This is a genomic window from Pseudomonas fluorescens (assembly GCF_001902145.1).
Lineage (GTDB): Bacteria > Pseudomonadota > Gammaproteobacteria > Pseudomonadales > Pseudomonadaceae > Aquipseudomonas > Aquipseudomonas fluorescens_BV.
Genome location: NZ_MRST01000027.1, coordinates 292,832 through 318,449, shown reverse-complemented (window position 1 = coordinate 318,449; position 25,618 = coordinate 292,832). Strand labels below are relative to the sequence as shown.

The following is a 25,618-nucleotide window of genomic DNA, read 5'->3' as shown; positions in this document are numbered from 1 at the left end:
TTATTGAAATGAGGGACGGGCCGGCAGATGCACTTCGGCCAGCATGCAGCGGGCACTGCCGCCACCGATGCGTTCGATGTTGTCGATGTTCACCACCACCGGCCGCGTATGGCGCTCCACATGCTGACGCTGCGCCGGATGCAGGGCGCCCCAGGCACTGGCGGACATCACCAGCAACGGCTGGCCGTCCCGGTCGTGGACCTCCAGCATGTTGCCGGCGAAGGCTTCCAACTGGTCGAAGTCCAGGCTGAGGATGTCCTTGCCGGTGTCACGCAGGGAGCGTTCCAGGGCCAGGCGCTCGCTGTCGTCGGGCAGGGCCTGCAGGCACACCACCGCGAGGTCGCGGCCAACGCTCATCATCACGTTGCTGTGATAGATGGGGGCCTGGTGACGGTCCAGGGCGTGGAACACACAGAGTTGGTAGTCGAGGCGTTCGGCAAACTGGCTCAGGGCCGCGTGGTGGGTGCGCCCCGAATGGCAGGCGTAGCTGATGCGGTGCTGGCGGTCGAGCACCATGCTGCCGGTGCCTTCCAGGAAGATGTTCTGTTGTTCCAAGTGGCTGAGGTCGATGGTGGTGTTGATCGCAAAGCGTTGCTCCAAGACTTGCAGCACGCCCTTGTTGCGCTCCAGTCGGCGGTTCTGGCCTTCCATGGGGTAGAGCACCAGGCTGCCGTCGGCATGGCTGCTCCACCAGTTATTGGGGAAGATCGAGTCGGGCGTGTGGGGCGCCGGCGTGTCCTGCACCACCAGCACCTCCACGCCATGCCGGCGCAGGGTGTCGACATAACCGTCGAACTCCTCCAGCGCTTTGTGCTGTGCACTGAGCGGGTCCAGCGGCGGGCGTTGGAAACGGTTGTTGATCGCGGTATCCGGGTTGAAGGCAAAGCGCGCCGGGCGGATCATCAGGACGGTGTTGGTGGTTTGCATGGGGGCACGGGTCCGTTGGGGATCTTGTGCCGCTATTGTGTGCGTTGTGGGGAAAGGATCCCGGCTGAAACAGCGGGGAGGCTCAGCCAAGAAAGCTGAAACTGGCGGCGGCACAGCCGAATCGGCTGCCTGATTGAAATGCGATCAACCTGTGGAGCTGGCTTGCCTGCGATAGCGGTGTGTCAGGTAGATTAATGGGACTGACACACCGCTATCGCAGGCAAGCCAGCTCCCACATTGGTATTGTGGTGATTGTTAATGCTGTGTCAGCCAGGAGGAACCATGTCTACCGCTGTTCGCCTTGCCCAATCTTCAGATGCCGAGGGCATCAGCCAAGTCATCCTGGCTGCGCTGCACAGCAGCAACGCACGTGATTACCCCGCGGATGTGATCGCGCGGGTTGCCAGCAACTTCACCCCCGACGCGGTATTGGCTTTACTCCAGCGCCGGGTGGTGTTGGTGGCGACTCAGGATCAACTGATCGTCGCTACGGCCGCACTGGATGGCAATGTGGTGCGCTCGGTGTTCGTCAACCCGGCGCTGCAAGGGCAGGGCATTGGCCGGCTATTGATGATCGAGATCGAACTGCGCGCCCGTGAAGCCGGCGTGACGGTCTTGAGCGTGCCGTCCTCGCTGACGGCGCAAGCCTTCTACGCCAAGTTGGGTTTTCACAACGTGCGTGACGTGTACCACGGCAACGAGCGCACGTTGGTCATGGAAAAGGCGCTGTTGTCCCGCCACCCCATCGGGCCGTATCGCGACCGTCAACACCGTGCCCAGGTGATTGAGTTATGGCAGCAGGCGTTTGGCTATGACACCGCGCATAACCTGCCGAGCCTGGCGATTGATAAGAAACTGGCGGTCAATGACGGGTTGTTCTTCGTTGCCACCGACAACAAAGCTGTGATCGGTACCATTCTCGCAGGCTATGACGGGCACCGTGGCTGGTTGTATTCGGTGGCGGTGCATACCGACTATCGGCGCCATGGCCTGGGATCGTCGCTGGTGCGCTATGCCGAACAGGCGTTGACAGCGCTGGGTTGCATGAAGATCAACCTGCAGATCACCGGCGGCAATGACGTGGTGGTGGGGTTTTATGAGGCGTTGGGGTATGGGGTGGAGCCGAGGATCAGTATGGGCAAGAAGATTGCCGAGAATATCCCAGCTCAATCCTGAAAATGCCTGAGATCCAATGTGGGAGCGGGCTTGCTCGCGAATGCGGAGTGTCAGTCACTGGATTCAGTGCTGATAGACCGGCATTCGCGAGCAAGCCCGCTCCCACATGGCTGTCAGACCTTGACGATCCAACCCGCTGGCGCTTCCACGTCACCGGTCTGCACACCGGTCAGCTCTTTGTAGAGCTTCTGGGTGATCGGGCCGACTTCGGTTTCGCTGTGGAACACGTGCAGCTTGCCGTTGTACTGGATGCCGCCGATCGGCGAGATCACCGCAGCGGTACCGCAGGCGCCGGCTTCCTTGAATTGGTCCAGCTTGTCGATGAACACTTCGCCTTCTACCACTTCCAGGCCCAGGCGAGTCTGGGCCAGTTCCATCAGCGACAGGCGGGTGATGCCTGGCAATACCGAAGGCGACTTCGGCGTGATGAACTGGTTGTCGTGGGTGATCCCGAAAAAGTTGGCCGAGCCGACTTCTTCGATTTTCGAGTGGGTCATCGGGTCCAGGTAGATCGCGTCGGCGAAACCGGATTTCTTCGCTTCCGAACCCGGCATAAGGCTGGCGGCGTAGTTGCCACCGACCTTGGCGGCACCGGTGCCTTGCGGCGCGGCGCGGTCGTAGCCGGAGATCTGGAAGTTGTGCGGCACCAGGCCGCCCTTGAAGTAGGCACCGACCGGGATGCAGAACACCGAGAAGATGAACTCCGGCGCGGTACGCACGCCGATGTTATCACCGGTGCCGATCACGAACGGGCGCAGGTACAGCGCGCCGCCACTGCCGTACGGCGGGATGAAGCGCTCGTTGGCCTTGACCACTTGTTGGCAGGCGTCGATGAACGCGTCGGTCGGCACTTGTGGCATCAGCAGGCGACCACAGCTGCGCTGCATGCGGGCGGCGTTCTGGTCCGGGCGGAACAGGTTGATCGAACCGTCCTTGCAACGGTAGGCCTTCAGGCCCTCGAAGCATTGCTGGCCATAATGCAGGGCAGTGGAGCCCTCGCTGATGTGCAGCACATTGTCGTCGGTCAGGGTGCCAGCTTGCCATTCGCCGTTTTTCCAGACCTGGAGAAACCGCTTGTCGGTCTTGATGTAGTCAAAACCCAGCTTGTCCCAATTGATGCTCTCGTTACCCATGACACCCTCTATCTCTGGTCAAGTCGGTTTTTTTTCTGGATGGCGCAACAATACTGCATTCACGGGGCTGTTCGCATCCCCTGTAGGAGCGAGCTTGCTCGCGAAGAACGCAAGGACGCCGCGTTTAATCGGGTGGTCCGCGTTATCGTTGGCGATTTTCGCGAGCAAGTTCGCTCCTACAGGGGTTGTGTTCTTACAGGTGCAACGCGTGCCCCAACGCCCGCAGCGCGGCTTCCTGCACGGCTTCACCCAGGGTCGGGTGGGCATGGATGGTGCCGGCCACATCTTCCAGGCGCGCGCCCATTTCCAGGCTCAGGCCGAACGCGGTCGACAGCTCGGACACCCCAGCCCCCACGGCTTGCCAGCCAACAATCAAGTGATTGTCACGTCGCGCCACCACCCGCACGAAGCCGGCTTTGGACTCCAGCGTCATGGCTCGGCCATTGGCGGCGAACGGGAAGTTCGACACGATGCAATCCAGGCCCGCAGCCTTGGCCTCGTCCGGGGTCTGGCCGACCACCACCAGTTCCGGATCGGTAAAGCACACCGCGGGTATCGCCGCCGGGTTGAATTCGCGGGCCTTGCCGCTGATCAGTTCGGCAACCATTTCGCCCTGGGCCATGGCCCGGTGCGCCAACATCGGCTCGCCGCTGAGGTCGCCAATGGCGTACACGTTGCGCATGCTGGTCTGGCAGCGGCTGTCGATCTTGATCGCTGCGCCGTTCATGTCCAGGTTCAGCGCTTCGAGGTTCCAGCCTTGGGTGTTGGGTTTGCGCCCTACGGCTACCAGCACCTGGTCGGTGTCCAGTGCCAAGGTGTCGCCGCTGGGCGCACGCACTTGCAGTTTGCCGTCGGTAAAACCGGTGACGCTGTGTTCCAGGTACAGCTTCACGCCGAGTTTCTTCAGGGATTCAGCCACCGGCAGCGTCAGCTCGGCGTCGTAGGCCGGCAGGATGTGGGCCTGGGCCTCGACCACACTGACGTCGGCACCGAGCTTGCGGTAGGCAATTCCCAGTTCCAGGCCGATATAACCACCGCCCACCACGATCAGGCGCTTGGGCACGTGTGTCGGTGCCAGGGCTTCGGTGGAGGAGATGATCGGCCCGCCAATCGGCAGCATCGGCAGGTTGACGCTCTTCGAACCGGTTGCCAGCAGCAGGTGTTCGCACTGGATGCGCTGCTCACCCACCTCGACGGTCTTGCCGTCGATGACCTTGGCCCAGCCGTGGATTACCTGCACCTTGTGTTTTTTCAGCAGTGCGGCGACGCCGGTGGTCAGGCGGTCGACGATACCGTCTTTCCATTCCACGCTCTTGCGGATGTCCAAAGTCGGCACATCCACTTCAATGCCCAGTTGCGAGCCCTGGCTATGGTGCACGGTTTGCTGGAACTGCTCGGCCACATGGATCAGCGCCTTGGAGGGAATGCAGCCGATGTTCAGGCAGGTGCCGCCCAGTGCCTGGCCTTCCACCAGAATGGTGGGGATACCCAGTTGGCCTGCGCGAATCGCCGCGACATAACCGCCGGGGCCGCCGCCGATAATCAGCAGCGTGGTGTGCAATGTCTGAGTCATGCCCTTACTCCAAAAACAGGCTGGCGGGTTGTTCGAGCAGGCCGCGAATGGCCTGGATGAATTGCGCCGCGTCCATGCCATCGACCACGCGGTGATCGAAGGAGCTGGAGAGGTTCATCATCTTGCGTACCACGATCTGGCCCTTGATCACCATCGGCCGCTCGACGATGCGGTTGACGCCGACGATGGCCACTTCCGGCAGGTTCAGCACTGGCGTGCTGACGATGCCGCCCAGAGCGCCAAGGCTGGTCAGGGTAATGGTCGAACCGGACAGCTCTTCACGGCTGGCCTTGCCTGTACGTGCGGCGTTGGCCAAACGCGCGATTTCTTCGGCAGTGCCCCATAGGCTGCGGGCTTCGGCGTGACGCACCACCGGCACCATCAGGCCCACGTCGCTCTGGGTGGCGACGCCCACGTGCACGGCACCAAGGCGAGTGATGACCTGGGCTTCGTCGTCGTAACGCGCATTGATCTGCGGGAAGTCGCGCAAGGCTACCACCATGGCCCGCACGATAAACGGCAGCAAGGTCAGCTTGCCGCGTGTCGCGCCGTGCTTCTCGTTGAGGTGCACGCGCAGCTCGTCGAGGGCGGTGACGTCGATCTCTTCCACGTAGCTGAAATGCGCGGCGCGGCGGGTGGCGTCCTGCATGCGCTGGGCGATCTTGCGGCGCATGCCGATCACCGGGATCTGGTGCTCGTCAGTGCGCTCGGCATACGGGTTGGCGGCGCTGGCGCCCGTTGCCGGGCCCTGGCGCAGGTAAGCCTCCAGGTCTTCGTGCAGAATCCGGCCCGCCGGGCCGGTGCCCTGGACCAGACGCAGTTGAATCCCGGCATCCAGCGCATGTTTGCGTACAGCAGGGGAGGCCAGCGGGCGTTCGCTGGCTTCACGGGCGACGGGTGCTTGCGCGGCCTCCACTACCGCAGCGGGCTTGCTTTCTACCGGTGCCGTTACCGGTTTGGTTTCGGCCACAGGCCGCGCGGCCTTCGCCGGTTCGGCAACCACCGGCATATCCTTGGTATTGCCTGCGCCGTCCACTTCAATGCTAATCAAAATACTGCCCACTGCCATGACCTCACCCGGCTCGCCGCCGAGGGAAATCACCTTGCCGTGGACCGGCGAGGGAATATCCACCATCGCCTTGTCGGTCATCACATCCGCCAGCACCTGGTCTTCAACCACCAGGTCGCCGACCTTCACATGCCATTGCGACAATTCAACTTCCGCGATGCCTTCGCCAATGTCTGGCATCTTGATAACGTGCGTGCCCATTCAGACCTCCATGACCCGTTTCAACGCCGCGCCCACTCGGGACGGCCCTGGGAAATACGCCCACTCTTGCGCGTGCGGGTAGGGGGTGTCCCAACCGGTGACGCGCTCAATCGGCGCTTCCAGGTGGTGGAAGCAATGCTCTTGCACCAGCGAGACCAACTCGGCACCAAAGCCACAGGTGCGCGTGGCTTCATGCACCACCACGCAACGGCCGGTCTTTTTCACCGACTTGACGATGGTCTCCAGATCCAGCGGCCACAGGCTGCGCAGGTCGATGACCTCGGCGTCGATGCCGGTTTCTTCGGCGGCAACTTGCGACACATACACGGTGGTGCCGTAGGTCAGCACGGTCACGGCCGAGCCTGGGCGCACGATGGCGGCTACGTCCAGGGGCACGGTGTAGTAACCGTCCGGCACCTGGGCTTGGGGGTGTTTGGACCACGGCGTTACCGGGCGGTCGTGGTGGCCGTCGAACGGGCCGTTATACAGGCGCTTGGGTTCGAGGAAGATCACCGGGTCATCGTTTTCGATGGAGGCGATCAGCAGGCCCTTGGCGTCATAGGGGTTGGACGGCATCACCGTGCGCAGGCCGCATACTTGCGTGAACACCGCTTCGATACTCTGGCTGTGCGTCTGGCCGCCATAGATGCCGCCACCGCAGGGCATGCGCATGGTCAAGGGCGCAGTGAACTGGCCGGCCGAGCGATAACGCAGGCGCGCCGCCTCGGAAATGATCTGGTCGGTGGCGGGGTAGACGTAGTCGGCGAACTGGATTTCCGCCACTGGGCGCAAGCCATAGGCGCCCATGCCCACGGCCACGCCGACGATGCCGCTTTCCGAGATGGGCGCGTCGAACACCCGCGAGCTGCCGTACTTGGTCTGCAAGCCTTCGGTGCAACGGAACACGCCGCCGAAGTAACCGACGTCCTGGCCGAACACCACCACGTTGTCGTCACGCTCAAGCATCACATCCATGGCCGAGCGCAGGGCCTGGATCATGGTCATGGTGGTGGTGGTCATGGCGGTTTCCAGTTCGATACTGTTGTTGTGGTCGTTCATGTCACACCCCCAGCTCTTGACGCTGGCGCTTCAAGTGCTCCGGCATCTCTTTATAGACATCCTCGAACATGGTCGCGGCGCTTGGAATCTGGCCACCGGCCAGGGTGCCGTACTGTTCGGCTTCCTTCTGCGCCTTGACCACTTCGGCTTCAAGTTCTGCACTGACCGCCGCATGTTCCTCTTCGGACCACTGGCCAATCTTGATCAGGTGCTGCTTGAGGCGGGCAATCGGGTCGCCCAGGGGGAAGTGGCTCCAGTCGTCGGCGGGACGGTACTTGGATGGGTCATCGGAGGTGGAGTGCGGGCCGGCGCGGTAGGTGACCCACTCGATCAGGGTGGGCCCCAGGTTGCGGCGCGCACGCTCGGCAGCCCAGGCCGAGGCGGCGTACACGGCGATAAAGTCGTTGCCGTCCACGCGCAGGGAAGCGATGCCGCAACCCACGCCGCGTCCGGCGAAGGTGGTGGCTTCACCGCCAGCGATGGCCTGGAAGGTGGAAATCGCCCACTGGTTGTTGACCACGTTGAGGATTACCGGCGCGCGGTACACGTGGGCGAAGGTGAGGGCGGTGTGAAAGTCCGATTCAGCAGTGGCGCCGTCGCCGATCCAGGCCGAGGCGATCTTGGTATCGCCCTTGATCGCCGAGGCCATGCCCCAGCCCACGCCCTGGACGAATTGGGTGGCGAGGTTGCCGGAAATAGTGAAGAAACCCGCCTCCTTGACCGAATACATGATCGGCAACTGGCGGCCCTTGAGCGGGTCGCGCTCGTTGGACAGCAGTTGGCAGATCAGGTCCACCAGCGGCACCTCGCGGGCCATCAGGATGCTTTGCTGGCGATAGGTGGGGAAGCACATGTCGTCGATATTCAAGGCCAGGGCCTGGGCGCTGCCGATGGCTTCTTCGCCAAGGCTTTGCATGTAGAACGACATTTTTTTCTGACGCTGGGCGACCACCATGCGGTTGTCGAAAATGCGCGTCTTGAGCATGGCGCGCATGCCTTTGCGCATGATCTCGGTGGAGACACCTTCGGCCCACGGGCCCAGGGCCTGGCCCTGATCGTCGAGCACGCGGATCAGGCCCTTGGCCAGGTCGGCAGTGTCGGCGGGCTCTACGTCGATGGCGGGTTTGCGTACCAGGCCGGCGTCGGTCAGACGCAGGTAGGTGAAGTCGGTCTTGCAGCCTGGGCGGCCCGAGGGTTCGGGAACGTGCAGGCGCAGCGGTGCATACGGCTGGGTCATGGCTTTCTACGCTCTATCTTGTGAATTTCTTGTAGTGGGCGCGCTAGCTGACAGTCAGTCTTCGGGTAGAAGAAATCTTGTCCTACAACAATCATAGGCGTGGCGAAGAAGAATATTTATCTCTGTTTCATTGCGCCGCTGGCCATTTGCGGATAAAAAAACTGCATAAACATAATAAACAGGTGATTTTGTCTCATGCGCAAACTGGACCGTACCGATATCGGCATTCTCAACGCCCTGCAGGAGAATGCCCGCATCACCAACGCCGACCTGGCCCGCTCGGTCAACCTGTCGCCCACGCCGTGTTTCAACCGGGTCAAGGCGATGGAAGAACTGGGGCTGATTCGTGAGCAGGTCACGCTGCTGGATGCTGATTTGCTGGGGCTGCACGTCAATGTGTTCATCCATGTGAGCCTGGAAAAACAGAACGAGCTGGCGCTGCAGCAATTCGAAGGGGCGATCTCGGATCGGCCTGAGGTGATGGAGTGCTACCTGATGGCTGGCGACCCGGACTATTTGATCCGCGTGTTGGTGCCCACGATCCAGTCGCTGGAGCGCTTCATGATGGACTTTTTGACCAAGGTGCCAGGGGTGGCGAACATTCGCTCCAGCTTTGCCTTGAAGCAGGTGCGCTACAAAACTGCATTGCCGTTGCCAGCCAACGGCATCAGCCTCGGTTCCTGATTCAATACGGGAAAAATGTGGGGCTTGCCTGTGATGACGGCATCCCCACGATCCAACTGTGGGAGCTGGCTTGCCTGCGAAGACGGCCTCACAGTCAACGCAGCTGGATTGTGTACATATCCATTCCTGCGGTAACGGCCACTTAGGGTTCCGCCCTGACGGCGGCTCACTTTGCAAAAGCGGCAAAGTAAGCAAAACGCTCTTGCCCCACCACTCGGCACCTCGCCCAGGCTCGGTGTGCCCGTAATCCGCCAGTGATTTGGGGGGCCGCCGCCACGCGCCATCCATGGCGCGGGGCGGCTAAACCGGCATCCCTGCCGGTTTACCCCCCAAATCCCTGTCGAATTCCGGCCAGCGTGGTTTGACGGGGCGCCTGAGATCAAAAGCAGATCAAGGTCACGAGCGGCTCGCTTCGCATCGTGGTTACTGTTGGATCGGGCAAATGGGCCAACTGATCCACCGGTATCGCAAGCCAGCTCCCACTGGGGGTCGGTGTTTCTAGAGTTGGTTGAGGGGGATCTTCAGGTAGGTCACGCCGTTTTCTTCCGCCGGCGGCAGGTTGCCCGCTCGCACATTCACCTGGATCGCCGGCAGCAACAAGGTCGGCATCCCCAACCCGGCATCACGCTGGGTGCGCATCTCTACAAACGCAGCTTCATCCACCCCGTCATGCACATGAATATTCCCCGCCCGTTGTTCCGCCACGGTGGTCTGGCACTTCGCCTCTCGACCCTCGGGTGGGTAGTCATGACACACGTACAGCCTGGTGTCCGAAGGGAACGCCAACAGCTTGCGCATCGACGCATACAACTGCCGCGCATCGCCGCCGGGGAAGTCACAACGGGCGGTGCCGACGTCGGGCATGAACAGGGTGTCGCCCACCAGGATCAAGCGGCCATCGATCAAATAGGCCATGTCGGCGGGGGTGTGTCCGGGCACATGCAACGCCTGGGCCTTCAAGTTGCCGATATGAAAGATTTCATCCGGCGCAAACAGGTGATCGAACTGCGAGCCGTCCACGCGAAATTCCGGCTCGAGGTTGAACAGGTTCTTGAACACGCCCTGCACCTTGCTGATCGACTCGCCTATCGCGATCTTGCCGCCAAGGGTGCGGCGCAGGTAGGGCGCGGCGGACAGGTGGTCAGCGTGGGCGTGGGTTTCCAGCAGCCACTGCACGTGCAGGCCATGCTCGCGCACAAAGGCAATCACCTTGTCGGCTTGCGTCGTGTCGGTGCGCCCGGACGCCGGGTCGTAATTGAGCACCGAGTCGACAATGGCGCAAGGGCCGCCATCGGCTTCATAGACGATATAGGTGTAGGTCGACGATGCGTCATCCAGAAAGGCTTGAATCAACGCTGGCATGGCGGCTGTCTCTGATGAAGAAAAAAGTGGTTACAATCAGTTTACGTTTACACATAATGTTTTGAGCTTAAGTGACTTAAAGGACCCGAGGCAAATGGAATCTACGTTGAGTGAGGGCGAGGTCGCCCAGCTGCGTGCATCGGCGTCCAAGGCCTGTGCCTTGCTCAAGGCCCTGGCCAATGAAGACCGCTTGTTGATCCTGTGCCAGTTGACCCAGGGCGAGCGCAATGTCGGCGAGCTGGAAGCCCTGACGGGTGTACGCCAGCCCACCCTGTCACAACAGTTGGGCATCTTGCGCGATGAAGGGTTGGTCGCCACCCGTCGGGAAGGCAAATACATTTTCTACGGGCTGGCCAGCCACGAAGTGATTCAAGTGATGAAGACCCTGTCCGGGCTGTATTGCGGCGCGGTCATGAAAAGCTGGGCGTGACGCCATCCGGCAGCGACCCTTGTGTGCATTGACTCAAAAAGGCAGTAGACAATGACCGAACAACACTGGGGACCCACCATCAGTGGCGATATCGTAGTCATCGGCGGCGGCTCGGCAGGCATCGGCCTGCTGGCCAGCCTGCTCAAGCGCGACCCGCACCTGAACATCACCCTGATCGAACCTAACGACTACCACTGCTACCAGCCGGCCTGGACCTTGGTTGGCGGCGGCGCCTACGACCTGCACAAGACCCGCCGGCCCTTGGCCGATGTGCTGCCCAATGGCGTCAGTTGGGTGCAGGCCGCCGTCAGCGAGGTACTGCCCGATGAGCACACCCTGGTGCTCGACAGCGGCCAGCGTGTCACCTGGAAGAACCTGATTGTTTGCCCCGGCCTGCGCCTGGCCTGGGAAAAAATCGAAGGCCTGCAAGACACCCTCGGCCAACACGGTGTCACCTCCAACTACAGCTACGAGCACGCCGCTTACACCTGGCAGTTGGTGCAGCAACTCAAGGGCGGCAAGGCGTTGTTCACCCAGCCGGCGATGCCGATAAAATGCGCCGGCGCGCCGCAAAAAGCCATGTACCTGTCCTGCGATCACTGGCTCAAGCAGGGCGCACTGAAAAACATCGAGGTGGAGTTCAACCTAGCCGGTGCTGCGCTGTTCGGCGTGCCGACCTTTGTGCCGCCGTTGATGAAATACGTCGAGAAATACAACGCGCGCCTGGCGTTCAACTCCAACCTGGTGAAAGTCGACGGCCCGGCGCGCAAAGCCTGGTTTGAAATCAAAGACGCCGAAGGCAACGCGACGGTCCAAGAGAAAACCTTCGACATGCTCCACGTCGTACCGCCGCAGTTGTCCCCGGACTTTATCCGCCAGAGCCCGCTGGCCGACGCCGCCGGCTGGTGCGAAGTGAACCCCCATAGCCTGCAACACCTACGCTACCCGCACATCTTCGGCCTGGGCGATGTGTGCGGCACCACCAACGCCAAGACTGCCGCGGCGGTGCGCAAGCAGATCGTGGTAGTGGCCGAGAACCTGCTGGCCCTGCGCAAGCAGGCACCTTTGCCGCTCAAATATGACGGCTATGGTTCCTGCCCACTGACGGTGGAGAAGGGCAAGGTGGTGCTGGCCGAGTTCGGCTATGGCGGCAAGTTGCTGCCGACCTTTCCCCTTGATCCTACTCAGGCACGCCGTTCGATGTGGTTCCTCAAGGCCACGCTGCTGCCGTGGTTTTACTGGAATGGTATGCTCAAAGGCCGCGAGTGGCTGACCCGTTTGAGCAAGGTGGACTGAATGCTGCTCGCCAGTCTGTTGGGTGTGTTGATGGGCCTGGTCATGGGCCTGACTGGCGCGGGCGGCGGCATCCTTGGGGTGCCGGCGCTGGTGCTGGGGCTGGGCTTGACCATGACCCAGGCCGCGCCGGTGTCACTGCTCGCAGTGGGCGCGGCGGCGGCGGTCGGGGCCATCGATGGTTTACGCCATGGCCTGGTGCGTTACCGCGCGGCGTTACTGATCGCCTTGCTCGGCGCGCTGTTTTCGCCATTGGGCGTGTTCGTCGCCCACCAACTGTCGGAACCGGTGCTGATGGGGCTGTTCAGCGCGCTGATGGTGCTGGTGGCCTGGCGCATGCTGCAACGGGAAAAGCGCGAGGCTGGGCCGAGTGATCATGGCGCGGCGTCGTGGGGCCAGAAAAACTGCATGCTCAACCAGCAGACTGGCCGTTTTTCCTGGACCGCCAAATGCACGGCCACCTTGGCTGCATTGGGCGCGGTGACCGGCGCGGTCTCGGGGTTGCTTGGGGTGGGCGGCGGCTTCCTGATCGTGCCGGCCTTCAAGCAACTGACCGACGTGCAAATGCGCGGAATCGTCGCCACGTCGTTGATGGTGGTCAGCCTGCTGTCGCTGATCGGCGTGGTGGGGGCTTTCCATGCCGGTGTGAGCATCGCGCCGGTGGGGTGGGCGTTTATCGGCGCGAGCATCGTCGGCATGCTGGCGGGAAGGCAACTATGTTCGGTGATCCCTGCGCAAGCGTTGCAGGTCGGGTTTGCCAGCCTGTGCGTGCTGGTGGCGACTGGGATGCTGTTTAACGCTCTGTTCTGACCCTCTGCCGACGTCGAGCAGGACCGCGGCCCATTACCCGTCACACCGCACTGTACAGGGTGAGGAACCTTATCATTTATCTAGACACTCAGTGAGCGCTGCAGCCGCCAGCATGTTTTTGACTTTGGACGGGCATCTCTCATGACAACTATTTACCCTGCACCCCCACATTCCTCACCTTTACTACTGACACCTGAACATCAGTCGCCCGCTGCTATCCGAGCTGTCCCAAACCCAGATTTAGCGTTACCCAGCAGCCCCATCGCCTCGCTGGGTAACCTGGGCGGGGCATTGTCCTGGCCGATTCCCTTGAGCGCAGACGAACGGCGGCGCTTGCGGCTTATCACGATGAATCACGCACACCATCTGGGCGATCAGCCGCTGGTGATGCAAACCAAGGGCGGTGTGCTGGAGTTCCTGCGTTATTGCCGGCCCCTCCCGGCATCGGTGGGTAACGACCCTGCCAAGATGCTCGAAGCGCTGGTCCGTTCCCCCCAGGGCCAACTGATGGGCAAAGCGCTGCAACAACGGATGCAGGGTATTGAAAGTGATAGCAGCGTGACGGATTACCTGCTGGCGGCCATCGCATTGCAGATGAATCATGAGTCGATCAGCGCCCCCAATCGCCACACGATAGCCGGCTTCGATCTGGACAGTCACAACCATTGGGGGCGCGCGCCCTCTGCGGTCATGGACGGCTTGGCTGAACACTTAAGCAGCACTGGCAGAACCAGTACCGGGTTGGGCAAAGTGGGGGCCTACCTGTTACTGGCCAGGTCGGCCCCGCAGTTTCTGATCAAAGATATTCCCCCGAATGTGAAAGTTGGCAGCCAGGCATGGGCCAGCCTGACGATCGCAGCCATGACAATCGAGGCTCAGACCCCGGGCAAAGTCCTCAGCATGACGTTTGCCCAGGTCATGAGCGCAGCCGATGAGGCGCGACTGGTTGACCCGGCGGTTACCCAAACGGCACAAACGGCCGCGTTGCAGGATTGGGCAGTGGCCAATGGCGTGCTCACAAAAAACAGTGGTGGCAACTATCTCCCCACCCAACTCGAATCGGTAAGAACCACCTTCAACACGCAACTGGACACCCGGCTCGCAGCCTCCCAGGTACTGGACAAAGGCTTACCCACACGAGAAGAGATCGCGCTGGCCACACTCAAGGAGCGCTTTGGCGACCTTGGCGCGTTTTTCAAAGAAAAGATATTTTCCGTCGATCAGCATTACGTGGCGATTGAAGGGGGCACACATTCGCTGTTGGATATCGCCATGATTGACTGGCTCGAATCCAGACCCTTCAAGGCGCACGAGGCCAGCAGTTCACTTAAGGGCGAAGCCCTGCGCAAGGTGTTAACGACGCTGAACGAGAACCCGCAGTTTGGTGTGCCGGCTGAATTCGAGAGGCAGTTCACCTGCGCCATCGAGGAAAAAAAGGCCGCCGTCAACACAACGGTCAGGCACATGATTTCGCAACTGCCATGGGAGGATCGCAAGCATTTTGAGTTTGGAAAAATCAGCTTTTTCCAAGAAGGCTCATACGTCATGGACGGTAATTTCAATAATACGTATGGGCAAAACAAACCTGGGCTGCTGCTCGAAACCCAGCTGCAGGGTACGTCGCAAGCCTATGTCATCGACTTCAACAAAGGCACGATTGAGCGGGCGAGCCTGTCCGAAACGCGGATCAAGGAGTCCAGGACAGGCAACAAGGTATCCACCACCAAAGTGTTCACACCTAGTCACAACGCAGATGATCTGGGGCGTGAGCAGCCGGTGAAGAACTCACTCTGGGAGAGCTTTACCAGCGTGCGATCCCATGGGATTGCCACCGCGTTCGTCGAGCACCTGAATCTCGACGATCCAGCTATCAAACAGCAAGCTCGCGGCCAAACCGCACTGGACAAATCAAACGCGCAGTTGAGCGAGTTCTTGCTAAACCTGATCCCCTTCAGGTCCGCCATTGTCAATTTCCAGAATGGCAGGAATGGCGACGGGGTTTTCGATCTCTTACTGGATGTTTTCGGCTTTCTGACCGCCGGCACCGCCACCGCTGGAAAACTGCTCAAGGTAGGCCGTTCTGCGCTTTCCATCGGCGCCAAGGCGCTAAAGGCCGTCAAAGTCATCGGCGTTGCCACGATTGAGGTGCTCAATCCGGTGGGAGGTGTGACTGATGTGCCTAAGTTGGTGGGCAGCGCTGTGCTGTATGCAGTGTCCAAAGGCGCCAAAGCCGTCAACAAGCTCAGAGGCGCCACCGGTAGTTACGATGTATTGAAGGCGATCAGCAAACAGTACGACGAGGCGGCCACAGGCGTGGTGAAGGTGGGCGAGCAGACGGTGGAAGGCGCTGCCGTACTCAAGAGCGGCCACTGGTATGCGTTCGACGCTGACACCATGCGACCTTACGGCAGCCCGCTCGAAGACTTCAAGGTCGCAACCCGGGCTGTAGCCGGTGAGGTGGACACGGCGCATATCGATGAGCTGCGCCATGAGCTGTTCGGGCACTTCAAAGCGCCGGACGCCAACATCGATGGGCTGTCACGCAACAGCCAGGGCGTATATGTGGCCGTCGATGGGCACTCGTCGCACATACGCCATGTCGACAGCAGCGGTGAAGCGGCGGTGTACGAGGTCCGGCAAGTTGCTCGCACGGAGGACGGCGTTGTGCAGGCGCGGGTTTATCACAATAACCGGCAGACCGAGTTGTTGGTCCAGCACGTGCAGGGGGATCAATGGCAACGACTTGGGGCGCCCGGAGGAGGGAGAATCACAGGTGATCATTTGCGGGCTTGGCAGGCGTTGTCGCGCGACGAACAGCTAAGGCTCACTCCTAAAGGCTTTGCCCAACAAGAGAGCCTCTCCCCGAAGACCTTTGCATACTACGTGCAGCCTGACGGCCAGTTGAGCGAGACCGGGATACTCGTGCGTGATCGCCCCAGCGATACCCCTTTCAATAAAGTGACCGAAGCGCATATTCGTAGCTGGCAGGGCATGACACAGCAGGAGCGTGGCGCGATGACCATTGACGGTTTTGCCGGTCATCATCACGTTAATAGCCATACGCTCAAGAACTACGTACGGGTAGATGGCAGCTTGGGGCCGGAGGGTGAAGAGCTGTTGGGCAGGGCTGCCGGTGCTGCCTATGAGGTGATTACCGATGAGCATTTACGCCAGTGGCGCGCGCTCTTGGCGCAACCGAACAACTCAGTTACGTCAGCGCAGTTCATAAGCCAACACAGGCTCAGCCCAGGCAGTTGGAGCCGTTTCGTTAAAAAGGATGGCTCCTTGAAAGAGGCGGCCGTGCGACGTCTCAATCAGGCAGAGCAAAACACCGCGCGCTCCACGTTCCAGACTTCGGCACGTCAACAGATCATCACGGCTGAACATTTACATGAGTGGGAGGCGTTGTCGCCCGCGCAACAGCGAAGCATTACCCGAGAGGGCTTTGCCCGACAGAGGGGGCTCCCCCCGAAAACCTTTGCCTACTATGTGCAGCCTGACGGTCAGTTGAGCGATACCGGCAAGATTGTGCGCGAACGCCTCGCTAGTACACCGTTCAATATGGTGACTGAAAACCATATCCGTGATTGGCAAAGCATGACACAGCAGGCACGCGATGCCATGACTATGCACGGATTTGCCGGTCATCATCATCTCAATCCGAGAACCTTCACAAACTGTGCGCGGCGAGACGGTGGCCTGGGCCCGCCCGGTGAAGCCTTGTTAAACAGGGCGGCCGGTCGAACCTACACCGTGCTTACCGATGACTATTTGCGCCAGTGGGGAGCGCTCTTTGCTCAACCGAGCAACTCAGTCACGCAGTCGCAGTTCTTGAACCAACATGGGCTCAACCCAAACACTTGGCGTCAGCACGTTAACGTCGATGGTTGTTTGAAAGCAGCGACGGTGCAACGCCTCAATCGGGCCGGGCAAACTGCTGTGAGGGCAACACGAAAACGGCCCGCGCAAGACCTTCTGGATCCGCCGCCGTCGAAATCTTCAGATCTGCATAAGCCCACTGACACGCCACAGAGCGAACAGATCCCTGGATCATCGACCGACGTCGTCGTTATCAAGGTTGAACCTGACGTTTCTCCTTTACTCCCTCGCCATCAGATCGACAATACCTTGCCGATTCTGCAGGATCCGACAAACCCCAAACTCAGCTTGACCCGATCGCTGGAGGGCCCTATCGATGACATCCGTATTGCCCACTGGAATGGTGTACTTGACGGGCTTGATAGCGCAACGAAGGCGCGCGTTTCAGCCCAAATCAAGGCGTCGATAAAAGACTGGCTGCGGGCCGAAGGTCAACACCAGTCTTGGTTTGATGAGTCTATGGAGGTGGTCACTGCGCTGGACGATGGTGGGCCGGCTCGCGGTGCTTCGGTGTGGGCGCGACGTGATATTGCGCAGTTTGAAGTGCTAGGCCCGTATGCAGGCAAATATCATGCAGACGAGGCGTCATTGTTCCAGGAGCAACGCAAGCAAGGTTCGCGAGCTGTGCTGACCTACCTGTTCGGTACACGTTCGGGTACGCGGGCCGTCAGTGGGTTGCACACGGGCAACACCCTGAGCCTGATCAATACCTCGCAACTGCGCAATGGGCCAGTGTGGAAGTTGAACAATGTCGTTTCCATAGCGGTCGGGAAAAACCTGACGTTTTATGTCGCGTTGAAGGACATCAAGAAGGGCGATGAGTTGCTGCTTGACTATGGGCCGCTTTATGAACCGGTGCCTGATATAGCGATCAAGCCGGACCCAGGTCGGTAAATCGAAGGGCTCGACGTGTGGGTAGGACGAGGTGGGTGGCGATTTGTCGGGCGCCAATGCAGTCTTACGCCTTCGACTGCGACCAATTGCCCTTCGGCATGGCAAGATGAGCGCCGCTCAGGTTTATACTGCCTGTGAGTCAACTCTCCGGCCTTGCACGTCGGCTCATCAAGGTCACCGAATGGATAAATACACCCCTCACACCTGGCAGCCCCACGAGCGGCCGAGCCTGCCTGGCTCGCCGTCGACGCCGCTGCACCCTACGCATAAGCGCTGGCTCTTCGCGATGGTCGGGGTGCTGGTGGCGATCACCGGCGGTCTCGGCAATGCCCTGGTCATCGCCAACCTGCAATACCTGCAAGGCGCCCTGGGCGCGACCACCGCGGAAATGGCCTGGCTGCCCGCCGCGTATGTAATGACCAACGTGTGCATGAACCTGCTGCTGGTGAAGTTTCGTCAGCAGTTCGGCCTGCGTGCGTTTACCGAGGTGTTCCTGGTGCTCTACGCACTGGTGACCTTCGGGCACTTGTTCGTCAATGACCTCAGTTCGGCGATTGCGGTACGGGCCGCCCATGGCATGGTGGGTGCGGCGCTCAGTTCGTTGGGCTTGTACTACATGATCCAGGCATTCCCGGCCAAGTGGCGGTTGAAAGCGCTGGTACTGGGGCTGGGCACCGCGCAATTGGCGTTACCGCTGGCGCGGCTGTTCTCCGAAGACTTGCTGCAGATTGCCGAATGGCGCGGGTTGTACCTGTTCGAACTGGGCCTGGCGCTGATCTGCCTGGGCTGCGTGTTCCTGCTCAAGCTGCCGCCGGGCGATCGCTTCAAGACCTTTGAAAAACTCGATTTTCTCACCTTTGCCATCCTCGCCAGCGGCGTGGCCTTGCTCTGTGCGGTGCTGTCCTTGGGGCGCATCGACTGGTGGCTGGAAGCGCCGTGGATCGGCGTAGCCTCGGCCTGCTCCCTGGTGCTGATCATGGCGGGGCTTGCCATCGAGCATAACCGCAGCAACCCGATGCTGATGACGCGCTGGCTGGGCAGCGGTGTGATGATTCGCCTGGCATTGGCGGTGGTGCTGATTCGCATGGTGCTGTCCGAGCAGTCCACTGGTGCGGTAGGGTTCATGCAGATGCTGAACATGAGCTACCAGCAGATGCACACCCTGTACGTGGTGATGCTGGCCGGGGCGATTGCCGGGCTGGTGATCAGTGCGCTGACCATCAACCCGGCGCACTTGCTGATGCCGCTGATCATCTCCCTGGCGCTGATGGCGACAGGTTCGGTGATGGACAGTTTTTCCAGCAACCTGACCCGCCCGCAGAATCTCTATATCAGCCAGTTCCTGCTAGGCTTTGGCGGCACATTCTTCCTGGGGCCGACCATGGTGCTGGGCACCAAAAACGTGTTGACCAACCCGCGCAACCTGGTGAGCTTCTCGGTGATGTTCGGCATCTGCCAGAACCTCGGCGGCCTGATCGGCGCGGCGTTGCTGGGCACCTTCCAGATCGTGCGCGAGAAGTATCATTCGAGCATGATCGTCGAGCACCTGACCCTGATCGACCCGCTTGTGGCGGCGCGGGTGCAGAGTGGTGGGGCGGCCTATGGCAAGATCGTCGCTGACCCGGAACTGCGCAACCTCATGGGCATCCGCAGCCTGGCCACGGCGGCCACTCGCGAGGCGAACGTCATGGCTTACAACGATGTCTTCATGCTGATCGCGATTATCGCGATCCTGACCATGCTCTGGATCTTCACCCGCAGCCTGTGGTTGATGAGCACCACCAAGGCAATTCCTCCTGTTCAACCCAGCGGCGCGACTTCATGACTGAACCTTCTACCACCACCACGACCGCCATCGCCGCCACGCCGGAAGGCAGCACGCCACCGGGCGCGGTGCCGACCCAATTGCGGCCCTTGCGCGTGCGTATCATCTCGTCCCTGGGCTTTGCCGCCATCGCCATCATCGGTGTGCTGATCGTGCTGTACGCCTGGCAACTGCCGCCGTTCAGCAGCGCGGTGGAAACCACTGAGAACGCCTTGGTGCGTGGGCAGGTGACGATTATCGGCCCGCAGCTCAGCGGCTATGTATTCGAAGTGCCGGTGCAAGACTTCCAGTACGTCAAGACCGGCGACCTGCTGGTGCGCCTGGACGACCGCATCTACAAGCAGCGCCTCGACCAGGCGCTGGCGCAACTGGCGGTGCAGAAGGCCTCGTTGGCCAACGTGGTGCAGCAACGCAACAGCGCCGAAGCGACCATCAAGCTGCGTCAGGCCGCGCTGGTCGACAGCCAGGCCCAGGCTCGTAAAAGCACCGCTGACTTGCGCCGCAATGAAGAGTTGATCAGTGACGGTTCGGTGTCCAAACGCGAACTGGATGTGACCCGTGCAGCCAATGCCCAGACCATTGCCGCCGTGGCCCAGGCCCAGGCCAGCCTGGAAATTGCCCGCCAGGATCTGCAGACGGTGATCGTCAACCGCGGCTCCCTGGAGGCTGCCGTCGCGAGTGCCGAGGCGGCGGTGGAACTGGCGCGCATCGACCTGTCCAATACACGCATCACGGCGCCACGGGATGGTCAGCTCGGGCAGATCGGCGTGCGCCTGGGCGCCTACGTCAATTCCGGCGCGCAACTGATGGCGCTGGTGCCCAAGCAGTTGTGGGTGATTGCCAATATGAAAGAAACCCAGATGGACAATGTGCAGGTCGGCCAGCCGGTGACGTTTACCGTGGACGCGCTGAACCACCGCAAATTCCATGGCACGGTGCAGCATATTTCACCGGCCACCGGTTCCGAGTTCAGCCTGTTGCAGGCGGACAACGCCACCGGCAACTTCGTCAAGATCGCCCAGCGGGTGCCCGTGCGTATCACCGTTGACCCGGACCAGGCCGAGAGTGAGCGCTTGCGGCCGGGGTTGTCGGTGGTGGTGAGTATCGATACGGCAGGGCGCCTGAAAAACAGCCCACCCTGACACTGACGCATCCTCTAACTGTAGGAGCGAGCTTGCTCGCGAAAAACTCACAGGCGCCGCGTTCATTCTGAAAGCACGCGTTATCGTTGACGTTTTTCGCGAGCAAGCGCGCTCCTACAGTTCAGGCATTTGGAGTGCATTTCAGGCTGAATGCCAAGCGGGTTGACTGGCCTTGCTCCAGCAGCTTAAGGCCAGGCTTGCCCGGCAGGTGATGGGCATTCACCGGATGGCTCACCGGCTCGATGCAGAAAAACTCCAACCCCGGCGGGCAGTACAGCAGGAAGTAATCGGCGCCGCTGGCCTGGCATTCGAGGCGGTAGCCAAGCTCCGGTTGTTCGATCAAGCAGCGCCCATCCCAGCCGCAAAAGCCGTTATCCACCAGGCCCTCTGGCAATTCTGTGAGTTGCCGGAAATCCCAGGCTTCGGGAATTGATGCCAATGCCGTGGGCAGCTTGGCTGCATCGCTCATCCACACTTGCCCAGCCTTGGCCTGCAACCGTGTGCCAGGCCGACGTGGCAAGTAGGGATGCAGACCCAGCCCATGCCACGCCGGTTGCTCGGCCAGGTGAGTCACACACAATTGGATATTCAACTCACCGTTGTTCAAGCGCACCCGCTGGCGGGCGTGATAGGCGAAGGGCCTGGTGGATTCCAACTCCAGCACCACTTCATTCTTGGTATGGCTCACCACCTGCCATGCCTCTTGCCAGGCCGAACCGTGAATCGGCAGGGGATCAGTGAGGCTATTGGGTGCCAGGGCCAGCCAGCCATTGGGGTTGTCGAAGCCACCATGGGCGATTCGGTTGGACCAGGGCGCTAATGGATAGCAGCCCAGCTTTCCCGGCAGCCCGGTATTGATCGCGTGCCCGTCGCTGTGCCGCAACAGCGGCTGCCCGGTGGCGCGTACCGTCCAGTTGACGAGGCTGCCGCCGATGGCGGGGGCGAGCACCAGTTGGGTGAGTTGATCAGTAAGCTCAATCACGATTGACCTGCCTCATGAAGTCAAAACAAACACTGAGGGTTCAAGTGTGGGAGCTGGCCTGCGATAGCGATCGGTCAGTCAACGCATTCATGACTGATATACCGCTATCGCAGTTCAAGCCAGCTCCCACAGTTGCTCACCTTGGTTTCTGAGAGAGGGTTTACAGGACCACGCTCGGCAACCACAGCGACAACGCCGGGATGTAGGTCACCGCAATCAACACTAAAAACAACACCGCATAAAACGGCAGCAGTGCCTTCACGGTTTTCTCGATGCTGGTCTTGCCCACCGCCGCACCCACAAACAGCACCGCGCCCACCGGCGGGGTGATCAAACCAATGCCCAGGTTCACCAGCATGATCATGCCGAAGTGCACCGGGTCCACTCCGATACCGAGGATCACCGGCATCAGGATCGGCGTGAGGATCAGAATCAGCGGCGCCATGTCCATCACCGTGCCGAGCAACAACAGCATGACGTTGATGCACATCAGGATCACGTAGCGGTTGTCCGACAGGGTCAGGAACAGCGTGGTGATCTTCGCCGGGATCTGCATCAGGGTCATGATGTAGCCGAAGCTGGCGGCGAAAGCGATCAGGATCATTACGATGGAAATGGTGCGTACCGTGCGATGCATCAGCTTGGGCAGTTCGCGCCATTTGTAGTCGCGGTAGATGAACATGGTCACGAAGAACGCCCATAACACCGCAATCGCCGCCGACTCGGTGGCGGTGAAGATGCCCGACAGGATGCCGCCCAGGATGATCACCATGGCCATCAGGCCCCAGAGCGCATCGGCGGCGATCTTCAGTGCCTGCTTCAAGGGGATGACTTCGCCTTTGGGGTAGTCGCGCTTTTTCGCGAAGATCAGGCACAGCACCATCAGGCACGCGCTCATCAACAGGCCCGGCACCACGCCGGCCATGAACAGCGAGGCGATGGAGACGGTGCCGCCCGCCGCCAGGGAGTACAGCACCGAGTTATGGCTGGGCGGCGTCAGCAGCGCCTGCACCGAACCGCTGACGGTCACTGCAGTGGCGAATTCGCGCGGATAACCACGCCGTTCCATCTCCGGAATCAGCACCGAGCCGACCGAGGCGGTATCGGCCACGGATGAACCGGAAATCGCGCCGAAAAACGTCGAGGCCATGATATTGACCAGGGACAAGCCGCCCCGCACAAAGCCCACCAGCACCCCGGCAAAGGCCACCAGGCGTCGTGACATGCCGCCCTCGGCCATGATCGCCCCGGCCAGCACGAAGAACGGAATCGCCATCAGCGAAAATTTGTTCACTCCGCCGGCAATCTGAATCATCAGGGCCTGGAACGGGATGTCGATCCACCACGCGCCGATCAACGCCGACAGCCCCAACGCATAGGCCACCGGCATGCCAATCAGGATCAAGGCAATAAAACTGCCCAATAGAATCAATGCGTCCATATCAGGCGGCCCCTTCGCTTTCTTCAACCACATCGAAACGCACCACCTTGCGGTTGCTCTGGTCACCCAGCAGCAGCTTTTCGACCACGAACACCAAGGTCAGCACGCCGCCAATCGGGATCGGCATATAGGTGATGCCCACGCGCAGGGTAGGGATGGCACTCATGAATTGGTTCCAGGTGGACAGGCACAGCTTGGTGCCCCAGATCGTCATGAACACGCAGATGGTGCCCATCAGCAGTTGCGAGAAAATGCCGACGAGGCGGCGTTGGGCCGGCGGCAAGCGGTCAGTGACCATCGCTACCGACATATGCGCACCGGCACGATAACTGGCGGCGGCGCCGATAAAGGTGAACACCAGCATCAGCAGGATAGCGGTGGGCTCCGGCCAGCTGGAGCCGGTGCCGAGGACGTAGCGGGCGAAGATACCCCAGGGAATGATCAAGGCGACCCCCAGCACCGAAAGGCCGGCGACCCAGATGCAGGTCATGTAGAGGCGGTCATTGAAGCGCAGCAGTAGATTCTTCATGGCGTTCACCGTGACCGGGCGCGTCGATGCCGACCGCGCCGGGCCTTGTGCAGGGAGCAGGGGAGGTTATTGAACGGCGTCGATGCGCTTGATCATGTCCGCGTACGGCGCGCCGTACTTGGCGCGAACCCCGGCGGTGGCCTCATAAAAGGGTTTTTTATCGACACTGATGAATTCCACGCCGGCCTTCTTGAGTTTCTCTTCACTGCTGGCGGACTTGGCATCCCAGAGCACGCGCTCATCAGCCTGGGCGGCCTTGGCGGCGGTCTTGACCATGTCCTGCTGGGCGGGGCTGAGCTTGTTCCAGGTGATTTTCGACATCACGATGGGCTCGGGCAGGATCAAATGCTCGGTGAGGGTGTAGTACTTGGCGTTCTGGTAGTGGTTATGCTCGAGCAGCGTTGGCGGGTTGTTTTCCGCGCCGTCGATGACGCCGGTCTGCAAGGCGCTGAAAATTTCGCCGGTGTCCATGGCAATGCCGTTGGCGCCCATCGCGTTGAAAGCATCGATGAACAGTGGGTTGCCCTGGACGCGAATCTTCATGCCTTTGAGGTCTTCGAGCTTGCGCACCGGTTTCTTGGTATAGAGGTTGCGCGTGCCGCCATCCATCCAGGCCAGGGCCACCAGGCCGAATTCGGAGTCGGTGATCTTGGCGAGGATCTCGTCGCCGATCTCGCCATCGATGACCTTACGCATATGCGCCTGGTCGCGGAACACGAATGGCAGGTTGAACACGTTCACGTCCGGCACCACCGGGCCGACGATGCCGAGGCTGACGCGGGTCATTTGCACGGCGCCGACCTGGGCCTGTTCGACCACTTCCTTCTCGGAGCCCAGCACACCGCCGGGGAAGTACTTGAAGGTCAGCTCGCCGTTGCTCGCCTTGGTCAGGGCCTTGCCCATGTTCTCTTCGGCGACCACGGTGGGGTAGCCCGCGGGGTGGATGTCGGCGAACTTGATTTCCAGCGCGTGGGCGGCGCTGCTGAGGGTGAAGATTGCAGCGGCGAGCAAGGTGCGTTTGAAGTCCATGGAAGTCACTCCTGTCTTGTTATTGTTGTATTCAAGGCACAGCGATTAAGCGATGAAGCGGGGTTCGGGCAGCCCTTGGACGCCGGGGTTGAGGGCGAACACGCCACCGGACAGCGACTGCTCACTCGGGTCGTCACGGATGGAGGTGACGTACAGAGTGTCCAGGCGACTGCCCCCGAAGGCGCACATGGTGGGTTTTTTCACGGGCACGCTCAGGGAGCGATCCAGGCGACCGTCCGGGGTGAAACGGTGAATCAACCCGGCGTCGTTGGCGCAGATCCAGTAACCGCCCTCGGCGTCCACGGCTGCACCGTCGGGACGCCCGGGGAAGTCGTTCATATCAATGAACAGGCGGCGATTGGACGGTGTGCCGGTCTCGATGTCGTAGTCGAACGCCCAGACCTTTTGCACCTGCGGGTGCGAATCGGAAGCGTACATCGTGCGACCATCGGGGCTGAAAGCCAGGCCGTTGAGGGTGATGAACCCGTCCAATTGCGCGTGGGGCGCAGCCCCGGACCCATAGCGATAAAGGACGCCCTCGGCGGCGTTCAAGCCCATGTCCAGCACCATGCTGCCGGCCCAGAAACGGCCCTGGCGATCGCAGCGGCCATCGTTCAAACGCATGTCCGGGCGCGAATGCTCGATGCTGGCCAGGGGCGTGGTGCCCAGGCTTCCATCGTTGTGGGGCGTGAGCTGGAAGAAGCCATTTTCCATGCCGGCGACCCAGTTACCCGTGTTGGTGCGGGCAATACAGGCGAGCATTTGCGGGGCTTTCCAGGCCGCCAGATGGCCGGTGGCGGCGTTCCAGCGTTGCAGGCCACCCTTGGGGATATCCACCCAATACAGGGCGTTTTCTTCCGCTACCCACACCGGGCATTCGCCCACGGCATTGCGGGCATCGACAATCAGTTCAGCAGTCATGGTCATTCCCTTGGGTTGCTGG

Annotated in this window: 20 protein-coding genes; 8 read left to right on the top strand and 12 right to left on the bottom strand. The window is 60.9% G+C overall.

Annotated elements, in window-relative coordinates:
• Positions 1-927: a citrulline utilization hydrolase CtlX gene (ctlX, locus tag BUE92_RS24375; protein ID WP_073526773.1), complete on the bottom strand. Its 927-nt coding sequence runs from the start codon at positions 925-927 to the stop codon at positions 1-3.
• 282 nt (positions 928-1,209) lie between these two features.
• On the opposite strand from ctlX, the gene BUE92_RS24370 reads away from it, so the two are divergent.
• Complete coding sequence (locus tag BUE92_RS24370) at positions 1,210-2,103, top strand: GNAT family acetyltransferase (RefSeq protein ID WP_073526772.1); 894 nt, start codon at positions 1,210-1,212, stop codon at positions 2,101-2,103.
• Between the two features lie 113 nt (positions 2,104-2,216).
• Here BUE92_RS24370 and BUE92_RS24365 read toward each other — a convergent pair whose 3' ends face one another.
• The 5 genes from BUE92_RS24365 to BUE92_RS24345 all read right to left on the bottom strand — a co-directional run bounded on the left by BUE92_RS24365 (position 2,217) and on the right by BUE92_RS24345 (position 8,375).
• Positions 2,217-3,236, bottom strand: a complete 1,020-nt coding sequence (locus BUE92_RS24365; RefSeq protein WP_073526771.1) for a branched-chain amino acid aminotransferase — start codon at positions 3,234-3,236, stop codon at positions 2,217-2,219.
• A gap of 193 nt (positions 3,237-3,429) precedes the next feature.
• Positions 3,430-4,809, bottom strand: a complete 1,380-nt coding sequence (gene lpdA, locus BUE92_RS24360; RefSeq protein ID WP_073526770.1) for a dihydrolipoyl dehydrogenase — start codon at positions 4,807-4,809, stop codon at positions 3,430-3,432.
• A 4-nt stretch (positions 4,810-4,813) separates the two neighbouring features.
• Complete coding sequence (locus BUE92_RS24355; RefSeq protein ID WP_073526768.1) at positions 4,814-6,079, bottom strand: dihydrolipoamide acetyltransferase family protein; 1,266 nt, start codon at positions 6,077-6,079, stop codon at positions 4,814-4,816.
• A complete protein-coding gene (locus tag BUE92_RS24350) occupies positions 6,080-7,138 on the bottom strand; it encodes an alpha-ketoacid dehydrogenase subunit beta (RefSeq protein WP_005789444.1) in 1,059 nt (352 codons plus the stop codon). It abuts the gene before it with no gap.
• Between the two features lies 1 nt (position 7,139).
• Positions 7,140-8,375, bottom strand: a complete 1,236-nt coding sequence (locus BUE92_RS24345) for a 3-methyl-2-oxobutanoate dehydrogenase (2-methylpropanoyl-transferring) subunit alpha (protein ID WP_054898243.1) — start codon at positions 8,373-8,375, stop codon at positions 7,140-7,142.
• A 195-nt stretch (positions 8,376-8,570) separates the two neighbouring features.
• Here BUE92_RS24345 and bkdR point away from each other — a divergent pair, with 195 nt between their 5' ends.
• Entirely contained in the window at positions 8,571-9,059 is a 489-nt protein-coding gene (gene bkdR, locus BUE92_RS24340) for a Bkd operon transcriptional regulator BkdR (protein WP_003174877.1), read from the top strand.
• Positions 9,060-9,557: 498 nt separating this feature from the next.
• On the opposite strand, the gene BUE92_RS24335 is transcribed toward bkdR, so the two are convergent.
• A complete protein-coding gene (locus BUE92_RS24335; RefSeq protein WP_073526765.1) occupies positions 9,558-10,421 on the bottom strand; it encodes an MBL fold metallo-hydrolase in 864 nt (287 codons plus the stop codon).
• Positions 10,422-10,515: 94 nt separating this feature from the next.
• Here BUE92_RS24335 and BUE92_RS24330 point away from each other — a divergent pair, with 94 nt between their 5' ends.
• The 6 genes from BUE92_RS24330 to BUE92_RS24305 all read left to right on the top strand — a co-directional run bounded on the left by BUE92_RS24330 (position 10,516) and on the right by BUE92_RS24305 (position 20,694).
• Positions 10,516-10,851, top strand: coding sequence for an ArsR/SmtB family transcription factor (locus BUE92_RS24330; protein ID WP_073526764.1), 336 nt, complete (start codon positions 10,516-10,518; stop codon positions 10,849-10,851).
• Positions 10,852-10,902: 51 nt separating this feature from the next.
• Positions 10,903-12,147: an NAD(P)/FAD-dependent oxidoreductase gene (locus BUE92_RS24325; RefSeq protein ID WP_073526763.1), complete on the top strand. Its 1,245-nt coding sequence runs from the start codon at positions 10,903-10,905 to the stop codon at positions 12,145-12,147.
• Positions 12,148-12,954 (top strand): sulfite exporter TauE/SafE family protein, encoded by an 807-nt coding sequence (locus tag BUE92_RS24320; RefSeq protein WP_073526762.1) that lies wholly within the window; start codon positions 12,148-12,150, stop codon positions 12,952-12,954. It abuts the gene before it with no gap.
• A gap of 141 nt (positions 12,955-13,095) precedes the next feature.
• Complete coding sequence (locus BUE92_RS24315) at positions 13,096-17,727, top strand: SET domain-containing protein-lysine N-methyltransferase (RefSeq protein WP_073526761.1); 4,632 nt, start codon at positions 13,096-13,098, stop codon at positions 17,725-17,727.
• Between the two features lie 181 nt (positions 17,728-17,908).
• On the top strand, positions 17,909-19,552 hold the full coding sequence (locus BUE92_RS24310; RefSeq protein ID WP_073526760.1) for an MFS transporter: 1,644 nt from the start codon (positions 17,909-17,911) through the stop codon (positions 19,550-19,552).
• The gene (locus BUE92_RS24305) at positions 19,549-20,694 is read left to right on the top strand and encodes an HlyD family secretion protein (protein WP_003192298.1); all 1,146 of its coding nucleotides are present in this window, start codon (positions 19,549-19,551) and stop codon (positions 20,692-20,694) included. Before BUE92_RS24310 ends, BUE92_RS24305 begins: the two co-directional genes overlap by 4 nt.
• Before the next feature lie 121 nt (positions 20,695-20,815).
• Here the strand turns inward: BUE92_RS24305 and BUE92_RS24300 are convergent, their stop codons facing one another.
• From BUE92_RS24300 to BUE92_RS24280, 5 genes are all read right to left on the bottom strand, one after another.
• On the bottom strand, positions 20,816-21,676 hold the full coding sequence (locus BUE92_RS24300; protein ID WP_073526759.1) for an aldose 1-epimerase: 861 nt from the start codon (positions 21,674-21,676) through the stop codon (positions 20,816-20,818).
• Between the two features lie 160 nt (positions 21,677-21,836).
• The gene (locus BUE92_RS24295) at positions 21,837-23,117 is read right to left on the bottom strand and encodes a TRAP transporter large permease (RefSeq protein ID WP_073526756.1); all 1,281 of its coding nucleotides are present in this window, start codon (positions 23,115-23,117) and stop codon (positions 21,837-21,839) included.
• 1 nt (position 23,118) lies between these two features.
• Positions 23,119-23,646, bottom strand: coding sequence for a TRAP transporter small permease (locus BUE92_RS24290; protein WP_073526754.1), 528 nt, complete (start codon positions 23,644-23,646; stop codon positions 23,119-23,121).
• 66 nt (positions 23,647-23,712) lie between these two features.
• The gene (locus BUE92_RS24285; RefSeq protein ID WP_073526751.1) at positions 23,713-24,675 is read right to left on the bottom strand and encodes a TRAP transporter substrate-binding protein; all 963 of its coding nucleotides are present in this window, start codon (positions 24,673-24,675) and stop codon (positions 23,713-23,715) included.
• A gap of 45 nt (positions 24,676-24,720) precedes the next feature.
• Positions 24,721-25,596: an SMP-30/gluconolactonase/LRE family protein gene (locus BUE92_RS24280; protein ID WP_073526748.1), complete on the bottom strand. Its 876-nt coding sequence runs from the start codon at positions 25,594-25,596 to the stop codon at positions 24,721-24,723.
• Positions 25,597-25,618: the final 22 nt, after the last annotated feature.